General features: G+C 66.4%; 13 protein-coding genes and 4 pseudogenes. 8 read left to right on the forward strand and 9 right to left on the reverse strand.

The window, feature by feature from the left end:
• Positions 1 to 21 precede the first annotated feature (21 nt).
• The 3 genes and pseudogenes from DS837_RS15595 to DS837_RS15610 form a co-directional block, all read right to left on the reverse strand.
• Positions 22 to 1,017 carry a zinc-dependent alcohol dehydrogenase family protein gene (locus DS837_RS15595; RefSeq protein ID WP_247889950.1) on the reverse strand — a complete coding sequence of 332 codons (996 nt, stop codon included), beginning with the start codon at positions 1,015 to 1,017 and terminating at the stop codon, positions 22 to 24.
• A gap of 152 nt (positions 1,018 to 1,169) precedes the next feature.
• Entirely contained in the window at positions 1,170 to 3,998 is a 2,829-nt protein-coding gene (locus DS837_RS15600) for an ATP-binding protein (protein ID WP_211102251.1), read from the reverse strand.
• A 635-nt stretch (positions 3,999 to 4,633) separates the two neighbouring features.
• Positions 4,634 to 5,338, reverse strand: a pseudogene (locus DS837_RS15610) (IS6 family transposase); the annotation flags it as partial.
• A 521-nt stretch (positions 5,339 to 5,859) separates the two neighbouring features.
• Between DS837_RS15610 and DS837_RS33325 the strand changes: the two are divergent.
• Positions 5,860 to 5,916: pseudogene (locus DS837_RS33325) on the forward strand (hypothetical protein); the annotation flags it as partial.
• 23 nt (positions 5,917 to 5,939) lie between these two features.
• Here the strand turns inward: DS837_RS33325 and DS837_RS15620 are convergent.
• Positions 5,940 to 6,119: pseudogene (locus DS837_RS15620) on the reverse strand (ISKra4-like element ISAzba1 family transposase); the annotation flags it as partial.
• Between the two features lie 232 nt (positions 6,120 to 6,351).
• Between DS837_RS15620 and DS837_RS15625 the strand changes: the two are divergent.
• Positions 6,352 to 10,197 (forward strand): ATP-binding protein, encoded by a 3,846-nt coding sequence (locus DS837_RS15625; RefSeq protein WP_170295873.1) that lies wholly within the window; start codon positions 6,352 to 6,354, stop codon positions 10,195 to 10,197.
• Between the two features lie 5 nt (positions 10,198 to 10,202).
• Here the strand turns inward: DS837_RS15625 and DS837_RS15630 are convergent, their stop codons facing one another.
• Complete coding sequence (locus DS837_RS15630; protein ID WP_211102253.1) at positions 10,203 to 11,918, reverse strand: tetratricopeptide repeat protein; 1,716 nt, start codon at positions 11,916 to 11,918, stop codon at positions 10,203 to 10,205.
• 255 nt (positions 11,919 to 12,173) lie between these two features.
• On the opposite strand from DS837_RS15630, the gene DS837_RS15635 reads away from it, so the two are divergent.
• From DS837_RS15635 to DS837_RS15645, 3 genes are all read left to right on the forward strand, one after another.
• A complete protein-coding gene (locus DS837_RS15635) occupies positions 12,174 to 13,295 on the forward strand; it encodes a class I SAM-dependent methyltransferase (RefSeq protein WP_211102255.1) in 1,122 nt (373 codons plus the stop codon).
• Between the two features lie 46 nt (positions 13,296 to 13,341).
• Positions 13,342 to 13,572: a DUF1127 domain-containing protein gene (locus tag DS837_RS15640; RefSeq protein WP_170295874.1), complete on the forward strand. Its 231-nt coding sequence runs from the start codon at positions 13,342 to 13,344 to the stop codon at positions 13,570 to 13,572.
• Between the two features lie 152 nt (positions 13,573 to 13,724).
• The gene (locus DS837_RS15645; RefSeq protein WP_149165606.1) at positions 13,725 to 14,420 is read left to right on the forward strand and encodes an IS6 family transposase; all 696 of its coding nucleotides are present in this window, start codon (positions 13,725 to 13,727) and stop codon (positions 14,418 to 14,420) included.
• 24 nt (positions 14,421 to 14,444) lie between these two features.
• Here the strand turns inward: DS837_RS15645 and DS837_RS15650 are convergent, their stop codons facing one another.
• From DS837_RS15650 to DS837_RS15660, 3 genes are all read right to left on the reverse strand, one after another.
• Positions 14,445 to 14,777, reverse strand: a complete 333-nt coding sequence (locus DS837_RS15650; protein WP_149165607.1) for a P-loop NTPase fold protein — start codon at positions 14,775 to 14,777, stop codon at positions 14,445 to 14,447.
• Positions 14,778 to 14,864: 87 nt separating this feature from the next.
• Positions 14,865 to 15,281: a type II toxin-antitoxin system VapC family toxin gene (locus tag DS837_RS15655; protein WP_149165608.1), complete on the reverse strand. Its 417-nt coding sequence runs from the start codon at positions 15,279 to 15,281 to the stop codon at positions 14,865 to 14,867.
• A complete protein-coding gene (locus DS837_RS15660) occupies positions 15,281 to 15,562 on the reverse strand; it encodes a type II toxin-antitoxin system Phd/YefM family antitoxin (protein ID WP_345772118.1) in 282 nt (93 codons plus the stop codon). Before DS837_RS15660 ends, DS837_RS15655 begins: the two co-directional genes overlap by 1 nt.
• 132 nt (positions 15,563 to 15,694) lie before the next feature.
• Between DS837_RS15660 and DS837_RS15665 the strand changes: the two are divergent.
• The 3 genes and pseudogenes from DS837_RS15665 to DS837_RS15675 all read left to right on the forward strand — a co-directional run.
• A pseudogene (locus DS837_RS15665) lies at positions 15,695 to 16,184 on the forward strand (IS6 family transposase); the annotation flags it as partial.
• A gap of 467 nt (positions 16,185 to 16,651) precedes the next feature.
• Positions 16,652 to 17,413 carry a hypothetical protein gene (locus tag DS837_RS15670; protein WP_149165609.1) on the forward strand — a complete coding sequence of 254 codons (762 nt, stop codon included), beginning with the start codon at positions 16,652 to 16,654 and terminating at the stop codon, positions 17,411 to 17,413.
• On the forward strand, positions 17,307 to 18,080 hold the full coding sequence (locus DS837_RS15675) for a hypothetical protein (RefSeq protein WP_149165610.1): 774 nt from the start codon (positions 17,307 to 17,309) through the stop codon (positions 18,078 to 18,080). Before DS837_RS15670 ends, DS837_RS15675 begins: the two co-directional genes overlap by 107 nt.
• Positions 18,081 to 18,121: 41 nt before the next feature.
• Here the strand turns inward: DS837_RS15675 and DS837_RS15680 are convergent, their stop codons facing one another.
• Positions 18,122 to 19,714, reverse strand: coding sequence for an alpha/beta hydrolase-fold protein (locus DS837_RS15680; protein WP_247889951.1), 1,593 nt, complete (start codon positions 19,712 to 19,714; stop codon positions 18,122 to 18,124).
• Between the last annotated feature and the right edge of the window lies 1 nt (position 19,715).

A 19,715-nucleotide genomic window follows, 5' to 3' on the forward strand; every position in this document is an offset into this window, starting at 1 on the left:
GAGGGGAGCAACGGGGCTGCTCTATTCGGCGATGTCGATAACGATCTTGCCGTTGGCGGTGCGCTTCTCGATTTCGCCGTACGCTTCCGCGACAGTCTCGAAACTGAAGCGGCGGGGGTCGACGAGAGGGGTGATCTTCCCGGCTTCCGCAAGCCGCTTGGCCTCTCGCAGGATCGCCCCGTGATGGGCTCGGCCTTTGCCGGTCAGCATCGGCAACAGCGTGAAGACACCCGAATAGCTCGCGGCGCGGAACGACAGGGGAGCAAGTGAATGCGTGCCCCATCCGAGGCAGCTCACCACATGGCCAAAGCGCCGAACAACGTTGAACGCGGTATCAAGCGCCACCCCCCCCACCGTGTCATAGACAACATCGAAGCCGTGGCCGCCGGTGTGATCGCCAACATACTCCTGAGGAGTTGTCTGCTCACGGTCGATTGCCGTTGCGCCCAGGCGCTCGATGATGTCCCCCTTCGCAGCTTTGTCGACCGCAAAGACCTCGGCTCCAAAAGCCGAGGCGATCTGGATCGCCATCTCCCCGACGCCACCAGCACCCAGAACAAGCACCTTTTGGCGGGCTTGGACCTGAGCCCGGTCGACCAACCCTTCCCACGCCGTGATGAAAACAAGGGGGAGCGCGGCCGCCTCGCGCATGCTGAGATTGGATGGCTTCGGCGCGAGAAGGTCGGCATCAACCGCAGCAAACTGCGCCAGCGAGCCTTGATGACCGCCCACACCTCCGGCCAATCCATACACGTCGTCTCCGACGGCAAACCGGCTCTCGCCGGCACCGAGGGCCTCGATGGTCCCGGCAAGGTCCATTCCCAGAATGGCGGGAAAAGGATGTTTCGCGTGCGCCGCGTTGCCGTTTCGGATTTTAAGATCCAGTGGGTTGACGCTGCTCGACTTTATCCGAACCAGGACTTCGCCTGCCCGGGGCTGTGGGCGAGCGATGCTGGCCCGAGTGAAGGGTGCGTTGGGCCCACGCAGGACGAGCGCATTCATTACAGCGGTGGTCATGTTCGATCCCCCTCAGCCGCACCTCTGTCATTCATTGCCGAATGGTCGGCACACGAAGACGATGACCGAAGCAGCCGAAGAGTATCCAGTGAATCGTCGTGAATTCCCGTGCGGCATGCCAAGAGATGACGGAGCGGAATTTCAGTCGATTCTTATGAAAATTCGGCGAGAAGTGCCTTCGCAGTTCTCAGATCGGCCGTCTCAAAGCCTTCAGTGAAACGGCGGTATACCTTCGCCAAAGAGCGGTGCGCCTTCGCAACCTCCCCACGTTCACGCAGCAAACGGGACATGCTCATGCTCGTTCGAAGTTCCCACGCCAACGCATCCTGCCGTCGTGCGAATTTGACGGACTGTAGAAAACATTGCTCGGCCGAGCTGGAACCAGTGCCGTCTTGCAGCAGGATCTCACCTTTCACGCGCAAGAGTTCCGCAACGCACCAAAGCTCTTCCGTCTCCTCGCTATGCCGGATGGCGGCGTCGACAAGGGCGAATCCTTCCGCGCTCTGTCCCGTGGACGCCAAACCTTCGGCCAGGAACCCAAGGAATCGGACGTTGTAGAGCGTGAACAGTCTTCCCTTTTGGAGTTCCTCCAGCGCCGTGCGCAGAAGTGGGATGCCTCGATTTCCATGACCCTGCTTGATCAGGAGTGCGCCTTTCCAGCAGCGACCGAACACTTCCCAGGGTCCGAGCGCGTTCGTGGCCGCCAAGTCGATCATGGATGTGATTGCGAGGTCCGCGGCCGCCATATCGCCAACGTGAACCCAGACAGGACAAGCCCATCGCGCCAGTGCCTCGCACAGCGAAATCGCATGGCCCGATGCGCGGGCGGCGTCGACAGCATTCTTCGCGGCCTGGACCGCTTGATCCGGGAAGCCCTGTATCCAAAGGAGTTGGGCAGGCTGAACGCGGGCGGTCACTGATTGCCCAAATCGGAAGCGAACCGAACTGGTTGAGATGGCTTCCGGAGCGGAAATATCGTGAGCAAGCATGCGATCCGCGTGGGTGCGAGCGCCCTTGCAATCTCCCATGCAAAAGAGCGTCATGCTCATCATTCGATCGCCAATGAAGCGATCGAGCCCATTGTCCGCCAGTTTCATGAACTGCTGCGCGATGCCAAGTGATTCCCGGTACTCACCCATACCGACCCGGCAAAGCCACAGGCCCCAGAGCGCTTCCGATTGAGCGTCAACATCGTGAAGATCTTCGGCCATTTCCAGAGCTTTGGCGAATGCTGCCGGTGCTTGCAGCGCGAACCCCACCTTGAAAGCTTGTGACAGGCCGAGCGCTCTGTAGAGCTGCATGACCTGGCGCGCCTGCGCATCCCGCTCTGGTCCCGGGCCGATGCTCAGCAAGGCACGTTTAACGCATTTCAGACATTCGTCGACCGCTGAGAGCTGATACCACAGTGGGATGGCGGCCACGGTTACGGCAAGTCCGACCGCAGGATCCCCCTTGGGTGAGTAGGCCCAATCCAGCACCACGCGCACGTTGTTGATATGGCGGCTGTACCGCGCCAGCCACTCATCGGCGGGAATCAATTCGATTTCGCCGTGCGAGTGTTCGAGGACACGACACAGATGGTTGGACAGGCGCAGTATGATGCCATTGAATTCGCTGCGTTGCGAAAGTTTGGCCAACGCGTAGGCGCGGGTTGTGTCGAGCAGTCGGTACTGTGCGATCTTCTGGTGAACGTCGACAACGACAAGAGACTTCGAGATCAGATTGGACAGATGAAGAGGAAGATCGGTGTCGAGATCACTGTCCCCAGTCATGATGGCGGCAATGGCCTCCAGCGTAAACTCACCCGCGAACACGCCCAGACGGCGCAGAAGCGTTTGCTCCGGGGCCGACAGCGCTTCGTAACTCCAATCGATCGTGGCCTCCAGGGTTTGATGCCTGGGAAGAGCGGTGCGTCTGCCGCCTGCCAGCAGCCGGAAGCGATCGTTCAGGAGTTCTGCCACGCCTCGCGTGCCAAAGGCCCCAACCCGCCCTGCCGCCAGTTCGATGGCCAGGGGGATGCCATCGAGTTGGCGGCAGATATCGGCAACGAGAGGCGCCTCACCGTCGTCAAACTCAAATCCGCTGCCGCGGGATATGGCGTGATCAACGAACAGTTGGACGGCCGGGGAGGTCAGTGCCTCTCCTGCGGTCAATCCAGCAGACATCGGAGGCAGGTCCAGGGGTGGCAGCCGATAGACGCTCTCGCCCTCCGCCCGCAAGCCTTCACGGCTCGTCGCGAGAATATGGATCTCCGATGTCTGTCGGAGCAGCGCTTCCGCCAGCCGTGCCGTCGCGTCGACAACCAACTCGCAGCTGTCGAAGACAAGCAGCATCCGCCGCTCACGCAGATGCGCGATGACGCCGGAAAGAGGGTCCTTGGAACTGTCGGCTAAGCCGAGTGTGGCGGCCAGCACGCCTGAAACGAGTTGGTCGTTCGCCAGTGGGGCCAGATCGAGAAAGCACACGCCGTGCTTATACGAGGACAGAAGTTGTTCAGCGACGGCGACACCGAGTGTGGTCTTGCCAATACCGCCTGGTCCCACGATGGTTGTAAGACGGTACCGTTGAAAGCGGCCTCGCACAGCCTTGATGGCGTCTTCCCGCCCGATTGGCGATCTCAGGAGCCGTGGAAGGTTGTTCTGGGCGCTCGCCGCCTCGGGTCCGTCTGCGAGGATTAAGGATGAGATCGGCGCCACGAAGCGGTAGCCGCGACCCGGAACGGCCACTATGAAATGGGCTGCGCCCCCGGAGTCGCCAAGAGCCTTGCGAAGCAAAGCGATCTGCGCCCTGAGGTTCGACTCTTCGACGATGGTGTTCGGCCACGCGCGCGTGACCAGCTCGTCCTTCGTGACCAACTCCCCAGCCCGATCGGCCAAAGCAATCAGAATGTCGAGTGCGCGCGAACCTAGAGCAACCGGCTTGTTGTCCTTGAACAGGAGATGCCGGTCTGGATGAAGGCGAAAAGCACCGAACGTGATCACAGTTCCGGCCGCAGTCTCCGTTCGGAATGGGGCTTGAACCATGTTGCGACCTAGCTCCGGTTAGCAAGAATGCGCCATGACGCTGTTGCACTGAGGTCACGAGAGCTGTTGCCGACAGTGCGGCGTACCCAAACATTGGAGACAGACGAGGTCGAGCATGCGGTTCTGGAACAGGACGGCGCCATCAATCCCGGTCTGCCGGCGGTCGTTGGTATGGAACCCTAGAAGACCTCGACGACGTGTTTGTAGCGGCTGAAGCAGGCCTCCACTAGCGTGCGCAGGTGGTAGCCGAACATCGCTTGCCACACCATGCGACCGCCTGCGGCGACGGCCTCCGGATGCCTCGACGCCGCCGGGCGGCGCGTCGCCACTGCCCCTTGACAGGACATCGACATGACGGCTGACATCCGGGCCACCCCGACGGAGCGCCGCCTATGAGCGCTCTTCGAGCGCTACCTCAGCGTCTGGGTGGCGCCGTCCATCGTCACAGGCATCGCCTTCGGCCATCTGGCACCCGGGCTGTTCCAGACCATCGCCGCCGAGATGGCCCAGGTCAACCTGCCGGTGGCGGTGCTGATCTGGTTGATAATGATGCCGATGCCGAGGAAATGCACGGCGTCGGCGAGCACACCGGGTCCAAGATTGAAGGCGCGTTCGACGAGGCGCGCCTCGCCCCGCATGTCGCGGGTGATGTTGAAGCTGGACGCTTGGCCTTTGCGGAGCGCCCGCATCACCTCAAAGCCCTTGATCGTCGCGTAGGCCGTCTTCAGGGTCTTGAAGCCCCGCACCGGGCGGATCAACTGCTTCAGCTTGCCATGGTCGGCTTCCACCACGTTGTTCAGATATTTGACCTGGCGGTGCTCGGTCGGCTCGGGACATTTGCCCTCAGCCTTCAATTCCGCCAAGGCCGGCCCATAAGTTGGCGCCTTGTCGGTGTTGATGACCGTCGGCGTCTCCCACTCCTTCAAGCCGTACAACGCCTTGGACAGGAAGCGCTTGGCAGCGGCGGTGTTCCGCACGGGAGAGAGGTGGAAGTCGATGGTGTTGCCATGCTTGTCGACGGCTCGGTACAGGCAGGCCCACTTGCCGTCCACCTTGACGTAGGTCTCGTCGACCCGCCAGTTGCTCGACCGCGGACAGCGCCACTGCCAGCGTAGCCGCTTCTCGACCTCCGGTGCATACTTCTGCACCCAGCGGAAAATGGTCGAGTGATCAACCGAAGCGCCGCGCTCGGCCATCATCTGCTCAAGGTCGCGGTAGCTGATGCCGTACCGGCAGTACCAGCGTACCGCCCAGAGCACGATCTCACCCTCAAAGTGGCGTCCCTTGAAGTCCGACACGGCTTGGCTCCCTCCAACGTCCAGCCATTCCGCCGCGTGACCGCCAACTTTGCAACAGAACCGCTTGGACCGTGTTTTGGCTTGAGGAGAGGAGGCACCATGAAGTCTCACCGGCCCGCACCCCGGACCTTGTCACCATTCGCCCGCCCTGATGGGACCTGCCTTGGCCGCCCTCCGGCGGAGGACGATGAGGAGACCGTCCCCGCCGCGCCGGCGGAACCCGAGGACGCAGCCATCCTGCCTACCGAACCGATGAACCCGGCTTGACCCAAAGCGGGGCTTCTGTGCAGGGGTTGAAGGTGCGCCTCATACCGTCCGGGCAGGATGGGCTTTTTTGGACCAGGCCAAGGGGGCCGCGGGCAGGTCCATGACCGATTTGGTTTCATCGGGTAAGTGGGACGAGCGTCCCATCCATTCGGCCGACCGGCACGCCAGCATCCAAAGAGACGATCCCCGGCAGCATCCGTTTACAGGGCGCAGGTCGCCGGCTTCGGGTTCGACCATAAGCTGGGGAATGAACCATGCTGTTTCGCGATGTCGGCAAAGATGTGATCGCCATCCCGCAGCCGAGCCATGCCTGGCTGTCGGGCCAACTGCTCCGCGCCTGGGGCAATGCGGTAACCAGGACACGCTGCACGCCGGCCAGGGCTGCCTTGCTCTCGGCCGAGCTCAGCCCGAGCGTCGCCGCCTGACCGACTGCGGAGCGCTCACCCGCGGAGATCACGTGCCGCGTCACCGCGCCGTCCTCACCCGTCACCTCCACCATGACCCGCCACTTCATCGCACACCCGTTTCGCTGCCTGCCGGACGCGCCGTATCATCCTCCCCCAGGTTTGCGACGGTCTCCAACGGTGGACATATGCGGAATTGGTCTGGCGGCACACATCGTTTGGTGGCAGCCTGTGTCATGTCGGCCTCGCCATGGACCATTTCAGTGTGGAGTCGCCATGGACGCCTGGAGGTTGTCCCTCCTCGGCGGGTTCGAATTGCGAACGGTTGCGGGCTCGTCGGTCGTGCTCACCACCAGAAAGGCGATGGCCCTGCTGGTGCACCTCGCCCTGCGCCCCGATCACGCCCAATCCCGCGACAAACTTGCCGCCCTGTTTTGGGAAGACAGCCCGGGCATCCAGGCCCGCAGCAGCTTGCGTCAGGTGATCGCGGCCTTGCGCCGGCTGCCCGCAGAGGGTGGCCCGCCGCTGTTGCTGGCCGAAGGCGACATGGTGGCGCTCGCCTCAGGCTGCGTCGAAACCGACGTTGCCGCGTTCGAACAAGCGGTGGCGAAGGGGATGGCTACCGGTTCGGTGGAAGCGCAGGATCTCGCTCTGGAGCTTTATCGGGGAGACCTCTTCGATGGCGTTGCGTTGCGCGCGCCGACCTTTGATGACTGGCTGATGGCCGAACGACAGCGCCTGCGCGAACTGGCGCTCTCCACGATGACCCGACGGCTCGATGCCGCGTTGGAGGCCGGCACGACGGAAGCCGGTGTCCGCACGGCGTTGCGCATCTTGGCGCTCGATCCGTTGCAGGAGCCAGCCCACCGGGCGCTGATGCAGCTCTATGCCCGCCAGGGACGCCACGCTGCGGCGCTGAAGCAGTATCAGACCTGCCGCAGCCTGCTGGAGCGCGAGCTGGGCGTCCTGCCCGAACCGGGAACCGAACGCGTGTTCCGTGAGGTTCTCGACCGCCGGCGCGCCCGCGATGGCTCCGCCCCCGCTGCGCCATCTGCGCTGGACACGTCCCCGTCCGCGATGTCCCCATCCGGAAACGAGGAGCCGGGCACACCCACCGTTTTACCGGAGCCCCTTCCACCGGAGCCGCCGCCCGCCGCGTCCGGTCCCGCCGTTAAGCCCGAATTGCGGTACGCGGCCATCCTGTGCATCGGCCTGACCGGTGTGGAGGAGGCCGGCGCCTCGCTCGATCCAGAGGACGCGCACACCCTCTCCACAGGGTTGTTCGACCGCATCGACCGGATCGCCAGGGATTATGGCGGACAGACGGTGCGCCATGGCGGCGATACGGCCCTGGCGGCCTTCGGTATCCGGCGTGCGTTCGGCGACGATCCGTGGCGCGCGGCGCGCGCAGCGCTGGACATCCAGACGGAACTGGGGCGTGCGGCGAAGGGGATGGGCGTGCGGGCCGGCGTCGCCTGCGGTCTGGTCGTGGTGGATGGCGCACGCGGCGGGACCGTCACCGGCAAGGCCATGCACGACGCCACGCGTCTGGCGGCGCGCGCCGCCTCCGGAGAAACATTGCTGTGTGACGGGATGCGCGGCGCCCTTGGCGACCGTGTGGACGTAGAGCCGGTGTCGGACGGAGAGGAAGCCATCACCTGGCGTCTGCGCGGACTGCACGGCGGCGTGGGGCCGGCCCGTCATCCCTTCATCGGGCGGCAGGCGGAACTGCGCCAGTTCCGGGCGGCACTCGACGGGTGCCGCGAGAGCGGCAGCGGCATGACCATCCACCTTCGCGGCGATCCCGGTATCGGGAAAAGCCGCCTTGTCGGCGAATTCCAGCGGATCGCCGCCGAGGCGGGGTTCCGCAGTGCCGTCGGCGTTGTGATCGAGGTTGGCGTCGGCCGCGGGCAAGACGCGCTGCGGGCGTTGGTGCGCAGCCTTGCCGGACCGCCAGCCGATATCGACCGGCTGTTCGACGACCGGCTGTCCGATGGGGGGCTGTTGCCGGCGGATGCCCGCCTGCATCTTTATCCAATCGTGGACCGACCGCTGCCGCCGAACCTCCAGGCAGTGTACGAGGCGCTGGACCACCCCACGCGCGATCGTGGCCGGCGCAAAGCCTTCGCCGCGTTGGTGCGCGCCCGGAGCACCGCACAGCCCCTGCTTCTCGTGGTCGAGGACGTGCACTGGGCCGACGCACAGACCCTGTCCTATCTCGCCATGCTGGCGGCGGAGGTTGCGGAATGCCGCGCCATGCTGGTGATCTCCACCCGTGTTCAGGGCGATCCGCTCGGCGCCGAATGGCGGGCCGCCATCGGTGGGGCTCCGGTGCTGACCCTCGACCTCGCGCCCTTGCGCCGGGACGAGGCCGTGACCCTCGCCAGCACCTACGCCAACGCGGGGGCACGGCGCGTGCTGCGCTGCGTGGAGCGGGCGGAGGGCAATCCGTTGTTCCTCGACCAACTGCTGCGCAGCCAGAGCGATGGGGAGGACGTACCCGGAACCATCCACGGGATCGTGTTGGCGCGGACCGACGCGCTTGCCCCGCTCGACCGGCAGGCCTTGCAGGCGGCCTCGATCCTGGGACCGCAATTCACGCTCGATGCGCTGCGACACCTGATCGAGAAGCCTGACTTCAGCGTGGCCGCGCTGCTCGGCCAGGCGCTGATCCGCCCGGATGGGGAGTCGTTCCTGTTCGCCCACGCCCTGGTGCAGGAGGCGGTGTATGGAGCGCTCCTGCGCTCGCGGCGGCGCGACCTGCACCGGCGCGCCGCCGCTTGGTACGCCGCCCGCGACCCGGTGCGCCATGCCGAGCACCTCGACCGGGCGGACGACTCCACGGCCGTCGCGGCCTATGCTCGCGCTGCGGAACTGTGCGCCGCCGATTTCCGGTTCGAGCGTGCGGTCGGCCTCGCCGAGCGCGGGCTCGCCCTAGCCGGGACGCGCGCGGAACGCTTCGCGCTGGCCTATCTGCGGGCCGAGCTGCTCGACGCGCTGGGCGAAGCCCCGGCGGCGGTGGAGGCGTTCGCCGCCGCACGGGACCTCGCGAACGATGATGCCGAACGCTGCCGGGCCTTGCTCGGCTTGGCGGCCGGCAAGCGGGTGACGGAGGACCTGGACGGCGCCATGGCGGCGCTGGCCGATGCCGAAGCGGTGGCGGTGCGCGCCGGACTGACCGGCGAACGGGCGCGGGTCCACCACCTGCGCGGCAACCTCTGCTTTCCGCGCGGCGATCTGGACGGCTGCCTGCGCGAGCATCGGGCGGCGCTCGACTGGGCGCGGCAGGCCCGAGCGGTGGACCCCCGGGCGGCGGAGCTGGAGATCGCCGCGCTGGGCGGGCTGGGCGACGCTCATTACGCCCATGGCCGCATGGTGACCGCGCGCGAGCATTTCGAGCGCTGCGTCGCACTCGCCCGCGAGCATGATCTGCCGCGTGTCGAGGTGTCGAATCTCTACATGGTTGCGATCACGCGCCTCTATCTCAACGACCCGCGCGGCGCGGTGGAGGATGCCCGCGCCGGCGCCCGTGCGGCCCACGACATCGGCCATCGCCGGGCCGAAATGCTGTCGCATCTCGTCGCTTACGAGATCCTGTTCGAATTGGGTGATGCGGCCTCCGGTCGCGACCATCTCGCCCGCGCCCGGTCACTGACGCAACAACTCGGTGCGCTGCGCTTCGAAGCGGAGCATCTGGCGTTCGAGGCGAAGCTGGAACGCCTGGCCGGCCGTCGTTCCGACGCCTGCGCCCTGCTGCACCGGGCGCTTGACCTCGCCCGCGAAACCGGGCTCGGCTATATGGGGCCGTCGATCCTGTCGGAATTGGCCCTGTGCTGCGACGATCCGGCCGCCCGGCGCGCGCGGCTTGACGAGGGGGAAGCGTTGCTGGCCTGCGGAAGCGTCGGGCACAACCATTTGCAGTTCTACCGGGACGCCATCGACACGGCGCTGGATCTGCACGACTGGCCCTTGGCGGAGCGCTACGCCCAAGCCTTGGAAAACTACGCGGCCGCCGAGCCGTTGCCCTGGTGCACGCTGTTCGCTGCGCGCGGCCAGGCGCTGGCCCGCTGGGGCCGGGGACTGCACGACGAGGCGACCCGGCGCAGCCTCATCGACGCGCTGGAGGAGTGCCGCCGGGTCGGCTTCGTCCACCCGATCCAGCGCGTGCAGGACGCGCTGACCGCCTGATGCGCCTACAGCCGGTTCAGCGCCAGTTGGCTGCGATCGCCAGCCCATGAGCGGGCGAGGCGCTCGGCGGTCTGCTCGGCTTCGGCGGTGCGGCCTTGCGCCCTCAGCGCCTCGGTCAGACCATAGAGCGCCCAGCCGTTGTGCGGGGTCTTCGTCAGGCTGGCGCGGAAGGCGCGTTCCGCCTCCTCCGCCTGCCCGGTCTGAAGCAGGACGGCACCCAGAGACTGCCGCACCGGATAATACCAGTAGGGCGGCTCCATGTAGGACAGCGTGTCCTCGATGGTTGCGGCCTCGCGGAATTCCTTGAGGGCGGTTTCCAGGTCACCGCGCGCCTGCGCAGTGCGTGCCAGCACCACATGGCGGGACAGCGTGGCGATGCGGTCCGCCGGAATGCCGGCCGCGTCCAGGCCAGTGAAATCGGTGGTGCGGACGATGGCGTCGATGGCTTCCGTCTCGCGCGCCGCCTCGGCGCCGTTGCCCGCCGCCGCCTGGGCCACCCCGCGGGCGTAGTGCCACAGGGCCTTGACGTAGGGAAGCTCGTCGCCGGGATCGGGCAGCGCAAGGACGACGGCCGGCGCGCTGTACTGGGCGTGCGCGAAATAGGGCGCGGCCTTGATCGGCTGGACCCACGGGATCGTCCGCGCCGCCTCCTCAGTGACGGTCCTGGCAAGCTTGTCGGCGGAGGCGACCACGGTCGGTCCGTCGCCGGCCATCTGCGCCGACACCATCAGGAAATGAATGTTGTGGGGATAATAGGCGCCGGGATAGAGGCCGGCGGCCTTCACCCTCGCCAAGTAGGCTTCGTCCGCGGCCACCGCGCCGCGGTTGGCCTCCAGCGAGTCCTTGTAGCGGCCGACCCGGTAGTAGATGTGCGAGGGCATGTGCACGATGTGCCCCGCCGCCGGCATCAGCCGGCCGAGGCGGTCGGCGTGGGGCTCCGCCCGCTCGGGCCGGTCGGACGCTTCGACCATGTGGATGTAGTAGTGGATCGCACCGGGATGCTTCGGATCGGACGCCAGCACCCGTTCCAGCCTCGCGACGATGTCCGCCGTGCGCCCCTTCGGTGTGCGGCCGGCGTCCGCCCAGTAATCCCAGGGCGTCAAATTCATCATCGCCTCGGCCGTCAGGACGGCGATCTGCGCATCCTCGGGAAACCGCCTTGCGACCTCGGCCATCGCGTCGGCGTAGGCCGCGTCGAGCGCCTTGCGATCGGCCGGCGCACCCTCCGCGTAGCGGCGGGCGAGGGCGTCGATCAGAGCACGCTCCCGGTCCGTGGCGTGGGCGGCGTGGGCCTGCGCCTGCCGCAGGGCCTCCAGGGCCGGCGCGTTGGCATCCGGCTCCATCGGCCAGTTGATGTTGGGGCCGAGCACCAGCGCCTCGCCCCAGAAACACATGGCGCAGGCGGGATCGAGACTCTGCGCCTTGCGGAAGGCGCGTCTCGCCTCCCCATGATTGAAGGCGTAGGACAGGCGGAGCCCCTGGTCGAAAAAGGCCTGGGCCTGCGGGCTGGCGGTGGTGACGGACCATGAGAGCGTCCCGAGACCGTCGAGCAGGTCCACCGAAGCGTCCAGCGGGCCGGTCGCTCCGGTCCCCATCTCGGTAAAGGGCTTCACTTCCGTTTTGAGCGGGCGGTGCATCGAATGGTCTTGTGCGCTCGCCGGACACGCCATGGCGAGCACGGCGACGGCGAGGAACGTGGAAGGGTACGGAATGCGGGCCACGGCGTGTTCTCCCTGCTGTTCCGGCGGGAACGATAGGCCCCAACGCTAGCCTCCGGCTTGTCAGCCGCCCGTCATGCGGAGCGTGAAAGCGGCGTGAAAACCGCCGGGGCAAGGGGAAAAGACGAAATCGGGCCATGGCGTGAGGGTCCGCTGTGCGAATTCACGCACGATTCACGCGCCTGATGACGGGCGGCAGACGGGCGAGGGGGCATGGTGCGGCCACGACATTCCCCGCATCCGGAAAGGAACGCCCCGATGACCGCCATGACCTCCGCCATGACCTCTCATGACAGCACCGCCACCGTGACCGACAGCTTCGACCAGGGCCGGGCCGACGCCTTCGCGGAACGGCTGATTGGCGTGCTGAACGGCGGCGCCATGGCGCTGATGACCTCGATCGGCCATCGCACCGGCCTGTTCGACCGGATGGCGCTGCTGCCGCCGTCCACCAGCGGAGAGATCGCGCAAGCCGCCGGACTCAATGAGCGCTATGTTCGCGAATGGCTGGGCGCCATGGTGACGGGCGGCTTCGTCGCCCTCGACCCCGACACCGGCCGCTACGCCCTGCCCATGGAGCATGCGGCCTCGCTGACGCGGTCCAGCCCGTTGGGCAACGTTGCGGTCTATGCGCAGTACATCCCTCTGCTCGGCTCGGTCGAGGACCGCATCGTGGAGTGCTTCCACAAGGGTGGCGGGGTGCCGTACGAGGCCTTCGCCCGCTTCCATGAGGTGATGGCCGAGGACAGCGGGCAGACCGTGCTGGGGGCGCTGATCGACCAGATTTTGCCCCTGGCTCCGGAGATCGTGGGGCGGCTGGAATCCGGCATCGACGTGCTGGACGTCGGCTGCGGCAGCGGCCGGGCGCTGAACCTGCTGGCCCGGACATTCCCGAACAGCCGCTTCACCGGATACGACCTGTCGGTGGAAGCCATCCGGCGCGGGCGCACGGAGTCCATTCAGCACGGGACGGGCAACATCCGCTTCGCCCAGGCCGATCTGACGCATCTGGACGAGGTGGCGCGCTACGACCTGATCACCGCCTTCGACGCCATCCACGACCAGAAGGAGCCGGGAACCGTGTTGAGCGCCATCGCCCGTGCGTTGCGGCCCGGCGGCACCTTCCTGATGCAGGACATCCACGCCTCGTGCCACCACCACAACAACATCGACCATCCCATCGGACCGCTGCTCTACACCGTGTCCTGCATGCATTGCATGACCGTGTCACTGGCCCAGGACGGTGCTGGGTTCGGGGCGATGTGGGGGCGGGAAACGGCCGTCGCGATGCTGCGCGAACGCGGTTTCACGGACGTCACGGTGCAACAGCTGCCGCATGATCTGCAGAACGATTATTACGTCTGCCGGCGCGAGCCCTGATTGGCCGGCAAGCCGGGCCAGCAACTATTCAGAACAGGAGACAACCATGTCGTCCACATCCATTCATGCGGTGCTGCGCGCTGATCGCAACACCGTTGGGTTTGCCGCGTGGCGTTGCGTGGCTGACGTTCTTCTCGTGCGCCTTGGGGAAGGGCACCGGATGCGCCGGACAATGGCCTCTCTCCAGGAGATCGATGACTGGACTCTGAAGGACATCGGCGTCAATCGGTGCGAAATCACGTGCTTGGCCCAGCAGGGGCTCGGTGGGCGACGATAAGTGGAAGGCAATCCGCGCGGAGACCGTCGCAAACCTGGGGGGAGGATGATACGGCGCGTCCGGCAGGCAGCGAACCGGGTGTGCGATGAAGTGGCGGGGGCGTTGTCACGGGAACGGTGGCAGCGCGCCAGTCGCGGCATTATCTTGCTCGGATGCTGCCGCTCTCGTATGCCCGCCATCAGTTCCCGCCCCCGTTCATCCGGCACGCGATCTGGCTCAATCTCCGGTTCACGCTGAGTTACCGGGATGTCGAGGAGCTGTTGGCCGAACGCGGCGTGGAGGTGTCCTACGAGACCGTCCGCCGCTGGGTTCTGAAGTTTGGGCCGGCCATCGCTTGCAACCTGCGGCGGCTGCGTCCCAAGCCCAGCCCACGCTGGCACCTGGATGAAATGGCCGTACGGATCGACGGCCAGCTGATGCATCTGTGGCGGGCCGTCGATGATGAGGGTGAAGTTCTGGAGTTGCTCATCCAGCGCCGCCGGGACAAAGCCGCGGCTGGTAAGTTGATGCGCAAGCCGCTCAGAAAGCAGGGATTTGTGCCCACGCAGGTGACGACCGACCAGTTGCGCTCCTACGGAGCCGCTTTTCGGGAGTTGGGCTTGAGCGCCCGTCATGAGCAAGGCCGGCGCAAGAACAATCGCGCCGAAGTCTCGCATCAGCCAGTCCGGCGACGAGAGCGCAAGATACAGCGCTTCAATTCACCGGGCTCCGCCCAGCGTTTCGCCTCCCTGCACGCCGCCGTCTACAACACCTTCTTCCTCCAGCGCCATCTGATCTCCCGCCGCACTCTGCGCTCCTTTCGGGCGCAGGCCATCGCCGACTGGCAGGCCACAACCGCCGCAGTGTGAGCAAAGCTGCGAATTCGGGGGGGTCTACACGCCGGCTCGGTTCCCGTGACAATGCCTCTTCCTGTCTTCAGGCAGGTGCTGGCGGGCCAAGGCGGTGATCTCGGCGGCCAACGCCAGGGAGGCGTCAGGCTGGTGGTCGTTGGCGAAAGCATCGAAGACGATCACCGGCACCTTGCGCTGACGCAACAGGCCGGCCCACTGTCTGGCGAAGGGTGATTTGCCGCTTCCCCAAGGACCGTCGAGCGCGATCACCAGCGGTTCATCGATGCGCTGCACGAGATTGGCAAAGTTCTCACCGAAGGGCTGAAGGCCAAAAAAGATCGCTTTTGGCGAATCCGTCGAGGTCGGCGATGTCAAGGGGCTTGGGCGTAAAACGCATGAAGCTGTCTTCCTCGCGTGGCGCTGCTTTTTGGGGCCGGCGGCTTCTGGAAAGGCGGAAGGGTGTCAGCTGTTGCTCCAGGGGTTGAGCAACGGAACACCCATTGGCTCGAAATCACGCACGTTGCGGGTCACCACAGTCAAGCGATGAACGAGCGCGGTGGCCGCGATCAGGCTGTCGCCCTGTGGCCGTGGGTCAGGAACGTGGAGCGCCGCGCAGCGCTGCGCCACCTCTGCATCCACTGGCAGTATGCGGCCTCTAAAGGCCGGCATTACCTGGGTGTCGATCCAACTGCGCAGCACCGCCCCTTGCGCGGCGTCCCTGCGGCCGACCTGGCCGGCACCCAGCTCGATCTCGAACAGGGTGATGGCCGAGATCAACAGGTCGGCCGGCGGCACGCCGCCCGCCCAGGCGAGAAGGCCAGGGTTGGCCCGCGCCGGCCGCCGCAGCTCGGAAATGGCGTTGGTGTTGAGCAGGAACATCAGTCCAGCACCGCCGGCCGGGCGATGTCGCCGATGCGTGGCGGCTCGAAGTCGAAATCGGCCCCGGCGTCGTCCTGGCGCAGCATCTCGACGATGGAGCCACCCTGTTCACCCGACAAGCGCTGATAGGTGTCGTAGCGCAGAAGTACGAAGGCCGGTTCGCCGCGATCCGTGACGATCACCGGGCCATCCTCGGCTGCTCGCTTCGCTTCGCTTGGGTTTTGATTGAACTCTCTGCTGGACATCATTCGGCCCATGCCATGCACCCCATCCACTACCATGATAGTACAATACTACATTAAGACGACTCGCGCTACACGAAATGTAGGCACAAGCCTACAAGGCGGCATTGTCTGGATCAGCTGGACGTGCGGCAAGCGGTAGGTGGCGCCGGGCGGGCGCCACGGCGGGGCGACAAGTGGCACCTCGACGAGGTTGTCCTGACCATCGGCGGCCGCAACCATTACCTCTGGCGGGCGGTCGATCAGGATGGCTCCGTTCTCGACGTGCTGGTTCAGAGCCGGCGCGACACCAAGGCGGCCAAACGCTTGCTGCGCAAGCTGCTGAAAACACAGGGCCGGGCGCTGCGCGTGCTGGTGACCGACAAGCTGAAGTCCTACGCCGCCGCCAAGCGGGAACTGGGGATGGGCGGGGAGCACCGCCAGCATAAGGGGCTGAACAACCGGGCGGAGAACTCCCATCACCCCACCCGGCGGCGCGAACGGCAGCGAAAGCGATTCAAAGACCCTGCCCAGGTCCAGCGTTTCCTGTCCATCCACGATCCGATTGCCAAACCTCTTCCAACTCCGCCGCAACCACCGCCCCGCCGCCGACTATCGGAAGGCTCGCACCCAGGCATTCCAGATCTGGGCCGCAGTCGCCGGCGCGCAGCTGGCAGCGTAACTCCGTCTCCCTTTGCGACTTCGCGACCTGCAACATGCAGAGCGCATCGTTCGAGGACGAGATCGAGGCGGTGAACGCGCGGTTCCAGCTCTTCTCCAGCGACGCCGGCATGAGCGCGCCGCTCGTCACCGCCGACAATGTCCCGGCGTCGCTGGCAACTTACGTCTTCCTCGCCTTCTTCGAGTATCTGCTGAACAGTGGAGCGGGCGAGGCCGAAAGCCTCACCGCCACCGTGTCACTCGACGAGATCACGGCGGACCAGTGGAACGCGCTCGCCTTCGATCAGACCGCCGGCGGCCTAACGGTCAGCTTCCGCGGCGGGGTGCAGCTGTCCGCGACGGGTCAGGCCGGACAGGTCCTCGGACGGCTATGTCGACTGCGCGGAGGCCCCCGGAGACTGCGGGCTGCTGCGCACCAACCTGTCGACACAGAGCGAACCTCCTTCGCCCGACGCGGCGTTCGCGGCCATGAGCATCGATGCGGACGAGGACGATGCCAATCTGACCGACGCCACATCGGCCGATGCCGAGGGTGCGCTGAACATTCTTCTGGCCTTCGCCCAGACCAACACGGCCGGCTATTTCCTGTCGCTTGCCGCTGCCGACCCGACGCTGGCCACGCTTTCCCGGACGAACGGCACGGTCAACGTGGCGCTGCTCGCCAGCCGTGGTGCGGCGTTCAAGGCAGGGGAGGCGACCTCGGCGCCGACGACGGCCATGCCACCGCAGGAGATCGTCGTCACACTGACCCTCAAGCGGATCGACAACCTCGATTCCGCGGACACCGCACGGCTGCCGGGAATCGCCGTCGCCCCGGCCCCAGCGACCGCCGACCTTTCAAACGGCCTGGACCGTTTCGCAAGCGCCTTCCAGGCCGTCTTCCCCGCCCTGCTGCTGGCCAGCGGAACCGGTTCGTCCAACAGCGGCCAGCTGTGGACGGTGGCCGCCAGCCTGCTTCAGCCGACCATCTCCGGCAAGGCGACCGACTTCGCGCCGGCGCCGCTTTACACCAGCTTGCAATCCGGAGCCGTCGCGGTGCCGGTCTACGGGGATTTCGGCGGCGACAGCTGGGCGAGCGTCATGACCGCCTACAATAAGCGCCGACGATCCCGGCGGCCTCTGGATGATGACGGTCACGGTCGTGGGCGCCCTACCGGACGGGAGCACGTTGTCCGCCGTGCCGCTGACCGTCGACGGCACGGCACAGCCCGAGACCATGATCGTCGCTGACGATCCGCTCACCGTCACCTACCAGCCCGCCGATTGCCAGGCGCCGGTGATGGTCGAGTTGTCGCTGTCGGGGCTCGACCTGCGGCTCCGCCACAACGGCTGCGCCACGGTGGTTGTCGAGCGCAATGCCGACCTGATGCCCAACGCCGGATGGACGGTGTCGTCAGACTTCATCCTGACAACGACCCCCGCGACGTTCCCGCAACCGGTGACGCCCCTGGTTGACGGGCCGGGCAAGGGGTACGACATCGCCACAGTCGTCGCCGAACCGGAGTCGCCGACCCTGGCCAACTGGTTGAGCGCGCTGCTGAGTGAGGTTGTCGGAACCGCCGCGCAGCCGAGGATATCCGCCACGCTCGGCTTCCGCTTCGCGCAGTACAGCGGAACGGACTCTGCCGGCACCGCACGGACCGTCTACGCCGTGCAGCCGGTGACGGTCAGCCGGACGGTCGTCCTCGGGGATGATGACGGTGCGGACGTGAGCCTCGATGGCTGCGCAACGGCGCTCGCCGATGCTTTCACGGCCTGGGCGAACGCCAAGACCGTGCCAACGGCCACCGGCGAGTTCCTTATCACACTCTGTTTGTTCTCGGTGGGCAGAACCGCGGGAACGGCGTTGCTCCAGCTTCCGAACCGTCACCTCGCCCTCGGGGAGGTGACGGTTTGAATCCGCCCTCCATCCCCGCTCGCGGCACCGGGGCCGTTGCGTCAGCGCCCGAACAGCGCTAACAGCCCGTCGCCCAGCGCACCGCGCCAAGCGAAATGATCGTGCCCGGCGGCATAGTCGCGGTAGACGACGTCGTAGCCCTTGGCCTCCAACACGTCCCGCAGGTGGCGGGAGCTTTCGAGGATGCCGATCTCGCCGTCGCTGCCGCTCTCGAACAGGCCGGCGCTGAGGAAAAAACGCACCGGACGACGATCGCGCGACGCCACCAGACCGGCCACGTGTTCCGGGCGGTCCGGCGGCGCGTCGGCCGGATGCCACCAGAAGGAGCCGGACAGGGAAAGCGCGTTTCCGAACCGATCCGGGTGGGCCAGCGCGGCAGACACCGCCGCCAGCCCGCCATAGCTGGACCCGGCCAGAACCGTGAGATCGGGCCGGGGCCGGACGCCCATACGATCGCTCAACCAGGGAAGAAGCTCGTCGGCGAGCATCGCGGCGAAGGCCGGATTGGCCGGCAGCTCGCGCTCCCGCGCCTCGGTGGTGGGGTTGGCGATGAAGACGGCGACGATCGGCGGCAGGCGGCCATCGCCTGTCAATCGGTCGAGCATCGTTGGAACCGGCGCGCGACGGTCGAGATAGTCCGGACCGTCGAACAGCAACAGCAGGACCGTATCCTTCCCTGCCGGGTCGACGCCGGGCGGTGCATAGACCACGACATCGCGCGTGTTGCCGAGGATGCGGCTGGCGAACCGTTCGCCGATGAGGCGTCCCGCCGGCTCGGTCCAGCCGCCCTCCAAACCAGGCTGGGGCGGGGCGCCGGGCAGTTCCACCAGGGAAACCTGATTGTAGGGATCGGGCGCGTCCATCGGCCAGGGACGGCGGTTCAGCGGATCGGCCTGAAGCTGCGCCAGGATCGCCATCCGGCATTCGCGGCAGGTTCCGCGGAAGTCCGGCACGTCCGGCGCGATCTGATAGGACAGGCGGGTGGAGGCGGGGACGACGAAGCTCTTGAACCAGACGTCGCTGTCGCCGAGGCGTTCGAGGGTCTCGTGCCGGGAGGTCGGGCCGCCCAGCAGGCGCACGTTGTGGCGCGCGCCCCGCGCCAGGAAGGTCAACATGACCCGGTCCGATCCCGGCGGGCCCATCGACGGTTCCACCAACGGCGTGCCGCGCCGGGCGATGTCCCGCCAGAAGGCGTCGGTCCCGCCGCCACGCTTCACCGTTTCCGCCAGGGCGGCGATGGTCGGACTCAGATATCCCTGAAGGACGGGATGCTGGTCCGCCACGGCGATGCGGCGGGTCAGCGCCAGCCGATAGCCGCCGGTCCCGCGCAGCGTGACCCGCAGCGCCGCCATGCCGGGCTTGGCGACGAAACGGAAGACCTCCCGCCCCGCCGTTCCGTTCAGGAGCAGCCGGACGGGGTGCCCTTCCTGGTCGATCAGCCGCAGCTCCGCCGCGTCCGTTCCCGAATCGAGCACGCCTTCCACATAGTCGCCGTCGTCGAGGTCCAAGGAATGGACGGCGCTGGGCTCCGTGCCGGACACGGGAACGTCGAGAACCAACGGGGAGCCGTCCGGCGCCCCGGCGCAGGCGTTCAGAACCATGATCACCATTCCCATGATCATCAGGCGCTTCATG

This window comes from Azospirillum brasilense, from assembly GCF_008365405.1.
In the GTDB taxonomy this organism is placed as follows: Bacteria; Pseudomonadota; Alphaproteobacteria; order Azospirillales; family Azospirillaceae; genus Azospirillum; species Azospirillum brasilense_D.